The sequence below is a fragment of the Rahnella selenatireducens genome, from assembly GCF_046449555.1.
Classification (GTDB): domain Bacteria; phylum Pseudomonadota; class Gammaproteobacteria; order Enterobacterales; family Enterobacteriaceae; genus Rahnella; species Rahnella selenatireducens.
On sequence record NZ_JBKEZJ010000004.1, the window covers coordinates 434,957 to 445,396 of the forward strand.

The 10,440-nt window shown below is 51.3% G+C and carries 9 protein-coding genes; 4 read left to right on the forward strand and 5 right to left on the reverse strand.

The window, feature by feature from the left end; translation table 11 throughout:
• Positions 1–110: 110 nt before the first annotated feature.
• Together ACLBVC_RS09720 and hemL are read right to left on the reverse strand one after the other, a co-directional pair.
• Positions 111–1,097 (reverse strand): hypothetical protein, encoded by a 987-nt coding sequence (locus ACLBVC_RS09720; protein ID WP_410149421.1) that lies wholly within the window; start codon positions 1,095–1,097, stop codon positions 111–113.
• A gap of 248 nt (positions 1,098–1,345) precedes the next feature.
• Entirely contained in the window at positions 1,346–2,626 is a 1,281-nt protein-coding gene (hemL, locus tag ACLBVC_RS09725) for a glutamate-1-semialdehyde 2,1-aminomutase (RefSeq protein ID WP_410149422.1), read from the reverse strand.
• A 186-nt stretch (positions 2,627–2,812) separates the two neighbouring features.
• Here hemL and clcA point away from each other — a divergent pair, with 186 nt between their 5' ends.
• Together clcA and erpA are read left to right on the forward strand one after the other, a co-directional pair.
• A complete protein-coding gene (gene clcA, locus ACLBVC_RS09730; protein WP_410149423.1) occupies positions 2,813–4,276 on the forward strand; it encodes a H(+)/Cl(-) exchange transporter ClcA in 1,464 nt (487 codons plus the stop codon).
• An 88-nt stretch (positions 4,277–4,364) separates the two neighbouring features.
• Positions 4,365–4,724, forward strand: a complete 360-nt coding sequence (erpA, locus tag ACLBVC_RS09735; protein WP_369825840.1) for an iron-sulfur cluster insertion protein ErpA — start codon at positions 4,365–4,367, stop codon at positions 4,722–4,724.
• Positions 4,725–4,824: 100 nt separating this feature from the next.
• Here erpA and ACLBVC_RS09740 read toward each other — a convergent pair whose 3' ends face one another.
• The 3 genes from ACLBVC_RS09740 to mtnN all read right to left on the reverse strand — a co-directional run bounded on the left by ACLBVC_RS09740 (position 4,825) and on the right by mtnN (position 6,929).
• Positions 4,825–5,070 carry a hypothetical protein gene (locus ACLBVC_RS09740; RefSeq protein ID WP_152327667.1) on the reverse strand — a complete coding sequence of 82 codons (246 nt, stop codon included), beginning with the start codon at positions 5,068–5,070 and terminating at the stop codon, positions 4,825–4,827.
• Positions 5,071–5,418: 348 nt separating this feature from the next.
• Positions 5,419–6,225, reverse strand: coding sequence for a vitamin B12 ABC transporter substrate-binding protein BtuF (gene btuF, locus ACLBVC_RS09745; RefSeq protein ID WP_410149424.1), 807 nt, complete (start codon positions 6,223–6,225; stop codon positions 5,419–5,421).
• Positions 6,225–6,929 (reverse strand): 5'-methylthioadenosine/S-adenosylhomocysteine nucleosidase, encoded by a 705-nt coding sequence (gene mtnN / locus ACLBVC_RS09750; protein WP_152327669.1) that lies wholly within the window; start codon positions 6,927–6,929, stop codon positions 6,225–6,227. The genes btuF and mtnN overlap by 1 nt, the downstream gene beginning before the upstream one ends.
• A gap of 184 nt (positions 6,930–7,113) precedes the next feature.
• On the opposite strand from mtnN, the gene dgt reads away from it, so the two are divergent.
• Positions 7,114–8,628, forward strand: coding sequence for a dGTPase (gene dgt / locus ACLBVC_RS09755; protein ID WP_410149425.1), 1,515 nt, complete (start codon positions 7,114–7,116; stop codon positions 8,626–8,628).
• A gap of 329 nt (positions 8,629–8,957) precedes the next feature.
• Positions 8,958–10,397 carry a serine endoprotease DegP gene (degP, locus tag ACLBVC_RS09760; protein ID WP_410149426.1) on the forward strand — a complete coding sequence of 480 codons (1,440 nt, stop codon included), beginning with the start codon at positions 8,958–8,960 and terminating at the stop codon, positions 10,395–10,397.
• Positions 10,398–10,440: the final 43 nt, after the last annotated feature.

Genomic DNA, 10,440 nt, shown 5'->3' on the forward strand with positions numbered 1-10,440 from the left:
GCCTGGTGAAAATTGAAGGTAACAATCTACACTGGCTCCTCTTTTTTTAAGGTAATCCCGACACTTTCCAACCAGTGTTTCAATCTTACAGTACGCACAAATAAATTGAATTATATCAAATTTAATGAGCCGGATAAAAATGGGCTGCCGTATAACCCCATGTAATGATAAGGGCCTTGTTGAGTGTCTATATATTGATAGGCATAGGAAACACCTAATTTCACAGGTTCTATTTTCATACTGAATAGACTATACCCCCTCGTATTTCCCGGGTTGTCAGGATCAGGGGTGAAAAATTTATTAATATTATCAACCAACGTATCGACTCTCTTTAACTGTTCGAGTGATTTAACTGTTTTGATTTTTTTAACTGATTGGGCATATTTTTCTGAGTATTCAGTGTCGGCAATTTTGACTCCGAAATCGACGGTAATTGCTGTTTTTCGTGTTAACTCAAACTGATCGGTATGATACTTCCACCCATCCCTTAGTTTATTGCTATTTTTAGGTTTGGTATCATCCATCGCCATTCGGGATTTGATTTGTTCATCGCGGCGCTCTTTGGTCGTTCTTTCCCTAATTGACGATACGATTTCATAACTCAAACCTACGGTGAAGCGCATTTCAACAGTAGGGTAAACATCAATGTTTATGTGGTTGGCCGTCTCCCAGCATCCCTTCGTCTTAACTATATAATGTGCCGGTTTATCGTATAAATCAGCGGGTGATGTTATAGTGCTTAAGTAATCCCACGGTGAATGTAGAATATCTATTATATCTTCATCATTGTCTTTATTTTTGTAATGTAAAACGACAGTGTTGGGACTGCTGTCTGATTTCAACGGCGTCGACGTGTTCTCATCAACATTGTTCAGCGTCGATTCCGGACAACCATTTTTTTGGCATTTGCTAATAATGGTGAGGGTTCCTTCGCATCCTGTTCCTTTATCCAACAGGTCAAATTTAACCGGTGATTCTACTGGCCAGATGTGATTTTCTTTGGCCTTAGGAAAATCTGCTTCAATCTTATGCAGGCAGGGATCTGGCATTCCGCATTCTGCGCAGGCCTTACCGGCTGTGGATGAGGGAGCTGACATAGTGTTATTCCTTTAACTAACGATGAAATGATTTATTTGAAAGTGATATCCACTCGAGATCATATTAAACATTTATTAATGATTTTTTTTGAAGTATCAGCGGAATGTAATGCTATATCAGAGAATTGAGTGGGATGTACGTCGCAAATAATTAATGATGAAGCAGGCGTTAAATAAGATTATATAAAATTCGATATTGCAGAGAAAAGGGGCCAGTCGGCCCCTTTGTGATTTGTAGCAGACACGGCTTAAAGCTTCGCGAAACAGCGGCGCGCGGCATTGATGGTGCGCTGAATGTCTTCCTGCGTATGCGCCAGAGACATAAAGCCGGCTTCGAACGCGGAAGGTGCCAGATAAATGCCTTCTTCGAGCATCATGTGGAAGAATTTCTTAAAACGTTCAACGTCGCATTTCATCACGTCCTGATAGCCGGTGACGGTTTTTGCATCGGTAAAGAACAGGCCAAACATGCCACCGACGTGGTTCACCACGAACGGAATGTTCTCCTCTGCTGCGGCTTCACGTAAACCTTCCGCCAGCTGCGTGGTGCGTTCGGTCAGAGTCTGATGAACGCCCGGTTGCGCCACCTGCGTCAGGCAGGCAATACCGGCGGCCATCGCAATCGGGTTACCGGAAAGCGTACCCGCCTGATACACCGGGCCGGTTGGCGCCAGCGCTTCCATCACGTCACGGCGTCCGCCAAATGCGCCCACCGGCATACCGCCGCCGATGATTTTGCCCAGACAGGTCAGGTCAGGCGTCACGTCGTAATAATCCTGAGCACCGCCCAGCGCGACGCGGAAACCCGTCATCACTTCGTCGATAATCAGCAGTGCGCCGAACTCATCGCAAATCGCACGCAGACCCGGCAGGAATTCCGGCAGTGGCGGCACGCAGTTCATGTTGCCCGCGACCGGCTCAACGATGATACAGGCGATATCGTCCGGGAACTGTTCAAACGCCGCGCGGACAGAATCCAGATCGTTATAGGTACAGGTCAGGGTATGTTTGGCGAAATCAGCGGGCACGCCCGGCGAGTTTGGCTGGCCGAGAGTCAGCGCGCCGGAACCGGCTTTCACCAGCAGGCAGTCGGCGTGGCCGTGGTAGCAACCTTCGAATTTGACGATTTTATCGCGATGCGTGAAGCCGCGCGCCAGACGGATGGCGCTCATGGTCGCTTCCGTACCGGAGTTCACCATGCGAACCATGTCCATGCTTGGCACCAGTTCGGTGACCAGCTCAGCCATTTTCACTTCCATTTCAGTCGGTGCGCCAAAGCTCAGACCGCGTTGTGCCGCTTCGATGACCGCGTTGCGGATTTCCGGATTGTTGTGACCGAGGACCATCGGGCCCCACGAGCCGACATAGTCGATATAGGCTTTGCCATCGGCATCAAACAGGAACGCGCCGTCTGCGCGTGCAATGAATAAGGGGACGCCGCCGACGCCGGAGAAGGCACGTACCGGCGAGTTAACACCGCCCGGGATTAGCGCTTGCGCCTGCGTGAACAGACTTTCTGACTTACTCATTATTCGGCTCCTGAATTGCTGGGTTCTGTATGTAATAAGAATGTTGATGCGTCCATTCTAGAGAAGTGAGCGGCGTTATCAAACCGTAAACCGTGCGGCATATTGTTGCAGATCCTGTCAGGCGGGCATTTTGTATGATTAAATCCATCAATATTTCCTAACTCTTTCCGAATCACCTTTCCTGCCATGAATGAATCAGAGACTGAAATGTTAGAACGACCGCCCTTGCGCGGGCCACGTAAACGCAGCGAGATCCTGCGTATCTTTCTGCGCCGCGATAAAACGCCGGTGACGATTTTGATGGTCGCGGCGGTGGTTGGCACTGTCGCCGGGCTGCTCGGCGTGGCGTTTGAAAAAGCGGTGAACTGGGTGATGCATCTGCGCCTAACCGGTCTGGGCATTTTCAGCGATTACTGGATCCTGCTGTGGCCGCTGACCTTTGTGGTTTCCGCCGCGTTGGCGATGTTTGGCTATTACCTGGTACGGCGTTTTGCCCCGGAAGCGGGCGGCTCCGGCATTCCTGAAATTGAAGGTGCGCTGGAAGAATTACGGCCCGTTCGCTGGTGGCGCGTTATCCCGGTGAAGTTTTTTGGCGGGATGGGCACACTCGGCGCGGGTATGGTGTTGGGCAGGGAAGGGCCGACCGTGCAGATGGGCGCGAACGTCGGGAAAATGATGGTGGATATCTTCCGGCTGCGCAGCGCCGAAGCGCGCCATTCTTTACTGGCAACCGGCGCGGCGGCGGGGCTTTCGGCCGCTTTCAACGCACCGCTGGCGGGGATCCTGTTCATTCTCGAAGAGATGCGCCTGCAATTTCGCTACAGCCTGATTTCCATCAAAGCCGTGTTTATCGGCGTGATTATGTCGAGCATTGTCTTTCGCATTTTCAACGGTGATGGTGCGGTAATTGAAGTCGGGAAGCTGGCGAACGCACCGCTCAATACATTGTGGCTGTATCTGGTGTTAGGGATGGTTTTTGGCGTAGTAGGCGTCAGCTTTAACGCGCTGATTTTCCGTACACAGGATATGTTCGCGCGCATTCACGGCGGCAGTCTGAAGAAAATCCTGATTATCGGCGGCGTTCTGGGGGGCTTCTGTGGATTGATCGGGTTGGTTCAGCCAGAAGCGGCAGGCGGCGGTTTTGCGCTGATCCCGCTGGCGGCAGCAGGGAAATACAGCCTGCTGATGCTGCTGTTTATCTTTGTCATTCGCGTCGCGACCACGTTACTGTGCTTCGCCTCCGGTGCGCCGGGTGGGATTTTCGCGCCGATGTTAGCACTGGGTACTCTGCTGGGCACCGCATTCGGCACCGCGGCGATGTACTTTTTCCCGCAATACGGTATTGAGCCGGCGACCTTTGCGATTGCCGGAATGGGCGCATTATTTGCGGGCAGCGTACGTGCGCCGCTCACCGGGATTGTGCTGGTACTGGAAATGACCGATAACTATCAGCTCATTTTGCCGATGATTATCACCTGCCTCGGCGCAACGCTGCTGGCGCAGTTTTTGGGTGGTAAGCCCTTGTATTCCGCCATTCTGACCCGCACCCTGCAACGACAGGAACGAGAGAGTGCCGAAAAAGCGGAAGCAGTATCTGAGACTAAAGGCACCATTAGTCAGGACAGCGCGACCAAAACACCCCATACTTGAAGCATTAACTCAGGTATAAGATAATGAGTACATTATTCAGACAGTCAATCCGGCGGCCTGAACAAATGCGGATTGGGAGCGAGAGATTATGAGCGAAGCATTGTTGAATGAAACTGCTGCGTTGCCGTTACAGTTTACTGAAAACGCAGCGAAGAAGGTAAAGAACCTGATTTCTGATGAAGAAAACCCGAATCTGAAACTGCGTGTTTATATCACCGGTGGTGGTTGCAGCGGTTTCCAGTACGGTTTTACCTTTGATGATAAAATCAACGACGGCGACATGACCATTGAGAAATCAGGCGTGGCGCTGGTGGTCGATCCAATGAGTCTGCAATATCTGGTTGGCGGCTCCGTGGATTACACCGAAGGTCTGGAAGGTTCACGTTTCGTGGTGACGAACCCAAACGCCAAGACGACATGTGGTTGCGGCTCATCATTTAGTATTTAACTGATTTGCTCAATCCCAAAAAAAGCCCGTTTGCTGATGCAGACGGGCTTTTTTAATGGTTGATGGCGGACGCTGAGGTAAGTAAGCATTCACATGCAACTTACCATTCCACGGTTACTAGTTTGGAATCAGTGCTGATGCCCGGAACGGAAGCGAGCATCATTTCGCTGATGTGCGGCTGCATCATCGTGCGGCTGGCGCACGTAACGGACGTGCCGGAGTGCGCCACATCAACTTTGCAGGTCGGTAAAATGGTCAGGCTGATGTGGATCTCGCCACTTGTCATGCCCGCGACCGCGACCAACGGGCTCAAAGCCAGCAGCACGCTGAGTAGGAGTACTTTCATTAATATTTTTTCCTGCTGGTGTAATCACAATAAAAACAGCCGGGGGCTGAGAAGGTTATCGGTAATGTTTTCGCGGCCTTTAATCCAAAATTCTTATGATTTGGATGCCAGCCATGCCTTTTAGTGACGTTATTTTTAACGTTCTGGCGTGACTTGTATTATTTCGTTTGTACAACAAAGAGATAATGTTCAAGCGGGGAAAGTGCACGAACCGGATAATTCTACGACAGGCATATTACCAGATGACAGGGCTGCATTGTTGATTTTGGTTAATAAAGGAACAATTCGGAAAAGTGCGACAGCGTACAGATTTTGGCAGGAAGACGCTTTGTTAGTAAGCATTCACCTTTAAGGCAAGCCAGAAAGCTGAGGGCAGAGCTGCTGTGCGGCCAGCAAAATACGTGGCCCCGCGCGGCTGAACCAGTCCGGTTCGAGTGCGATAACCTGCGTATTGAGCAGGGAATGCCAGTAGCTTTCAATGATCGCTTTTTGCGATTTTCCTCCCGATATAACAATAACCTGTGGCTGACGGCTTAAAACCTGCTCCCGGCTGACCTGTGGCCACGGAACACGGCTGTTGGCGAAAACGTTTTTTGCGCCACAGACTTCCAGCACTTCACTTTGCATTGTTGCTGATGAGGCGGTAAACAGCGGCTGAGTGCCGAACTGGATAAATGCCGGGACCGGCTTTTCGCGGTGATACTTCTGCTTCAGCGCCTGCCATTGCTGGCGAAAATCACGGGCTGCCTGCTGAGCTTTTTCGGGGGCCGGGCTGAAGCCTGCCAGTTGTTCCAGCGCCTTTGCCACATCTTGTGCATTCTGCGGATCGAGATAAATGACCCTGATGCCCAGAGACGTGAGCTGATCAAGCGGACGCTGCGGATTACCGCCTCGCCAGGCGAGCACCAGATCCGGTTTCAGCGTCACAATGCGCTCGACATTGATTCCCTGCCAGTTCGCAACCTGCTCAAGCTTGCTGGCCTGCGGCGGGAAGTCGGAGTAAGCACTAACTCCGACCAGCTGATCGCCCATGCCCGCAGCAAATGCCAGTTCTGTCAGATTAGGCGCGAGACTGATCACCCGCTGCGCCGGTGCCGCCGTCGCTATCAGAGGCAGCGACAGGCAAATCAGCATAAGACAGAACCGGCGCATCATCACTCTTCGGAAGCAGCCAGTGCTTTCAGCATGGCATCAACCATCAGCGTGGATTGCTGTGCAGCAACCACCAGGAACTCTTCAAAGCTCAGGTGAGATTCGGTGTCTGCAACGTCAGAAATGGCACGCACAACCACGAAAGGAGTGTCGAAAAGATGGCAAACATGGCCGACTGCGGCAGCTTCCATTTCCACGGCAGCGACGTTCGGGAAGGTGGCACGAATGCGGGCCAGAGGCGCTGCACCGTTGATGAATGCGTCACCGCTGCACACCAGACCGCGCACGGCGTTCAGGTCCAACTCGCGGATACACGTTTCAGCCAGTTCGATCAGGAAAGGTGCTGCCACGAAAGCCGCCGGGCAACCCGCCATCTGACCCGGCTCATAACCAAATGCAGTCACATCCGCGTCGTGGTAGCGAACTTCATCGGAAACCACGATATCGCCGACTTTCAGCGTTTTCGCCAGACCACCAGCAGAACCGGTATTGATCACCACATCCGGGCGGCAATGTTCCAGCAGCAGCGTCGTACCCATCGCCGCAGACACTTTACCGATGCCTGATTTCAGCAGCGCGACGTCCACACCGTTCAGCTGACCGGTATAGATTTCGCAGCCAGCACGCTCGATAGTCTGACGGTTGATGATTTTGTCGCGCAGCAGGGTCACTTCCTGCTCCATTGCGCCAATAATGCCTACTTTCATATGAATACTCGCAGATTGGGGTGAAATGAACCGCAGCAGGTGCGGAATTGACGGTTTAATAACGAAAACAATGTGCGATAGTCTATCATGGCTAAAGGGAAGAGATAATGCGTTTGGGCCGTGGGTTTTGTTACGTAAAACTCAGGCCGGCCGGGCGCGTGAGTGGCTGAAGAGGTGGGAAATCATGTCCGGGATCGATTTTAAAGCGAAATTCAATTTTCAGCGCCCGTTTAGCGCCCCGATTGAGGCGCGGGATGCGTACGATGTCGTCCGGCAGTTTGAGAGCGACCGCGGACGTATTATCAATTCTGCTGCCATCCGTCGCCTGCAACAAAAAACACAAGTCTTCCCGCTGGAGAAAAATGCCGCCGTCCGCAGTCGCCTGACGCATTCCCTCGAAGTTCAGCAGGTTGGCCGCCACATTGCCAAAGAAATCCTGCACCGCCTGCGCCGTCAGGGCAAACTCGAGGTTTACGGGCTGGACGATGTAACCGATCCGTTCGAAAGCGTGGTTGAAATGGCCTGCCTGATGCACGACATCGGCAATCCGCCTTTCGGGCATTTTGGCGAGTCGGCGATTAATAACTGGTTCAAAAAACGCATGGATATCGAAAGCTGTGGCGAAATTCCGCCGGAAACCGATTCCTGCCTGGTGGCCTGTTTGCGGCTTGCGCCGGACGAAGCGGAACTAAATCAGCTGCGCAGTAAAATCCGTTATGACCTCAGCAATTTTGAAGGCAACGCGCAGGCCATTCGCCTGGTGTTTACGTTGCTCAAACTCAATCTGACCTACAGCCAGACCGCCTGCATCCTGAAATATACCCGTCCGGCGTACTCAATGAACCGCCTGCCTTCGCACGATTATCTGATGAAAAAACCCGGTTTTTATCTGGCTGAAGAAAGGTTCATCAAAGAGCTGCGCAGCGAACTCGGATTAGGAGAGTTCAACCGTTTCCCGCTGACCTACATTATGGAAGCGGCAGACGATATTTCTTACTGCATCGCTGATCTGGAAGATGCGGTTGAGAAAAACATTTTCAGCGTCGAAGAACTCTATAAATATCTGACGCGTGAATGGGGAGACATTGAGAAGAATGACATCTTCGATAAAGTGGTTCGCACTGCGTATGAAAAAATGGATAAAGCGAAAACATTCCGTAATCCGGTGGATTATTTCTTTATGGAACTTCGCGTTCAGACGGTTAAACAGCTGGTGCCTCACGCGGCGCGCAGATTCATTGACAATATAGAAGATGTTTATCAGGGAACCTTTAATCACGCGCTGCTCGAAGATGAAAGCCAGGCGAACCGTTTGTTAGAAATTTATAAATCTGTCGCATTCAAACAGGTATTCAACCACCCTGAAGTCGAGGAGCTGGAATTACAGGGTTATCGGGTGATCAGCGGATTGCTGGATATTTACAGCCCGTTGCTGGATATGCCATTGTCAGATTTTAGCCGGCTGGTTGAGGAGGATACGCACAGGAAATATCCTATAGAAACCCGTCTGTTGCATAAGATTTCTGCCAAACACCGGCTGGCCTATAACAATGCCGTCGTGGCGCTCGAAGGCGCAGGTGATTCGGAATTTTCAGCTCAGGAGTTCTATTACCGGGCGAGAATGATTCAGGATTATATCAGCGGTATGACCGACCTTTACGCGTACGATGAATATAGACGTCTAATGGCTGCTGAATAATTTACCTGTCATACTTCGCATTGCAGATGCGTTAGCTGCATTCAGTCGCACAAATCACTGACTACTGTCAGCTCATCGGGACTCCTTCAATTGCCGCCTTCATGCAATACGAATTATTTAGGGTAAACGTTAAGGGTTAAATTTAAACGTCTTTAATTTTCTTTACGGAACTGTCTGAAAAAGCGTCATTTGTAAATGCTGACAATACTTTTTTACCATTGTCAGTATGACGCTAATGAACTTCACGTTATTAATATCCTCTCAGTATCACGACTACCAAGCAACGCGACTATTTTGGTTGCCACAATAATTTTAAGAGATCCTGAAAAATGAAAAAATCGACTTTATTCCTCAGCGCTTTAGCGTTAAGTGTTGGTATGGCAATGGCCCCGGTTTCATCTGCACTGGCTGCCGAAACCGCATCTTCAAGCACCACACAGCTGCCAAGCCTGGCACCGATGCTGGAAAAAGTGATGCCGTCAGTGGTAAGTGTGAACGTTGAAGGCAGCGCGCCGGTGAAAACGCCGCGCATGGGCCAGCAGTTCCAGCAATTCTTTGGTCAGAACTCTCCCCTGTGTCAGGACGGTTCGCCGTTCCAGGGCTCCCCGGTTTGTCAGGGCGGCGGTCAGGACGGACAACCGGCACCTGAACAGAAAGAAGATTTCCGCGCGCTGGGTTCCGGCGTGATTATTGATGCGGATAAAGGTTATGTTGTGACCAACAACCACGTTGTTGATAACGCGACAAAAATCAGCGTACAGCTCAACGATGGCCGTAAGTTCGATGCGAAAGTGATCGGTAAAGATCCACGTTCTGACATCGCGGTCATTCAGCTGCAAAACGCCAAAAACCTGACCGCGATTAAAATCGCCGATTCTGAGCAACTGCGCGTGGGTGACTACACCGTGGCGATCGGTAACCCGTATGGTTTAGGTGAAACCGTGACATCCGGGATCGTTTCTGCGCTGGGACGTTCCGGCCTGAACATCGAAAACTATGAAAACTTCATCCAGACGGATGCGGCGATCAACCGCGGTAACTCCGGCGGTGCGCTGGTTAACCTGAACGGTGAACTGATTGGTCTGAACACCGCGATCCTGGCACCGGACGGCGGCAACATCGGTATCGGTTTTGCGATCCCAAGTAACATGGTGAAAAACCTGTCCAAACAGATGATCGAATTTGGCCAGGTGAAACGTGGCGAACTTGGCATCATGGGCACCGAGCTGAACTCCGAGCTGGCGAAAGCGATGAAAGTGGACGCACAGCGCGGCGCATTCATCAGCCAGGTCATGCCGAAATCTGCCGCAGAAAAAGCGGGCATCAAAGCGGGCGACGTTATCCTGAGCATGAATGGCAAGCCAATCAGCAGCTTCGCGTCGTTCCGTGCGGATATCGGCACCATGCCAATCGGCACCAAAGTGACGCTGGGCCTGCTGCGTGACGGTAAACCGATGAACGTTGACGTGACCATTGAGCAAAGCACCCAGACACCTAAAGTTGAATCCGGCAACATTTTCACCGGCATTGAAGGTGCTGAGCTGAGCAATGGCACCGCGGGCGACCAGAAAGGTGTGAAAGTGGACGAAGTGAAACCGGGTTCAAAAGCCGCGAGCATTGGCCTGAAAAAAGGCGACGTGATTCTGGGTGTGAACCAGCAGAAAGTCGCTAACTTAGGTGAACTGCGTAAAATTCTGGATACCAAGCCGTCTGTACTGGCGCTGGATATTCAGCGTGGTGACTCTTCAATCTATCTGCTGGCGCAATAATCCGCAGGCAGTACTCACAAGGCACGCTCCGGCGTGCCTTTTT

What these genes read in the sequence shown, in the direction of transcription:
- erpA (WP_369825840.1), top strand. Translation starts at nt 4,365, where the DNA reads ATGAGCGAAGCATTGTTGAATGAAACTGCTGCGTTGCCGTTACAGTTT.
- dgt (WP_410149425.1), top strand. Translation starts at nt 7,114, where the DNA reads ATGTCCGGGATCGATTTTAAAGCGAAATTCAATTTTCAGCGCCCGTTT.
- hemL (WP_410149422.1), bottom strand. Translation starts at nt 2,626, where the DNA reads ATGAGTAAGTCAGAAAGTCTGTTCACGCAGGCGCAAGCGCTAATCCCG.
- clcA (WP_410149423.1), top strand. Translation starts at nt 2,813, where the DNA reads ATGAATGAATCAGAGACTGAAATGTTAGAACGACCGCCCTTGCGCGGG.
- ACLBVC_RS09740 (WP_152327667.1), bottom strand. Translation starts at nt 5,070, where the DNA reads ATGAAAGTACTCCTACTCAGCGTGCTGCTGGCTTTGAGCCCGTTGGTC.
- mtnN (WP_152327669.1), bottom strand. Translation starts at nt 6,929, where the DNA reads ATGAAAGTAGGCATTATTGGCGCAATGGAGCAGGAAGTGACCCTGCTG.
- ACLBVC_RS09720 (WP_410149421.1), bottom strand. Translation starts at nt 1,097, where the DNA reads ATGTCAGCTCCCTCATCCACAGCCGGTAAGGCCTGCGCAGAATGCGGA.
- degP (WP_410149426.1), top strand. Translation starts at nt 8,958, where the DNA reads ATGAAAAAATCGACTTTATTCCTCAGCGCTTTAGCGTTAAGTGTTGGT.
- btuF (WP_410149424.1), bottom strand. Translation starts at nt 6,225, where the DNA reads ATGATGCGCCGGTTCTGTCTTATGCTGATTTGCCTGTCGCTGCCTCTG.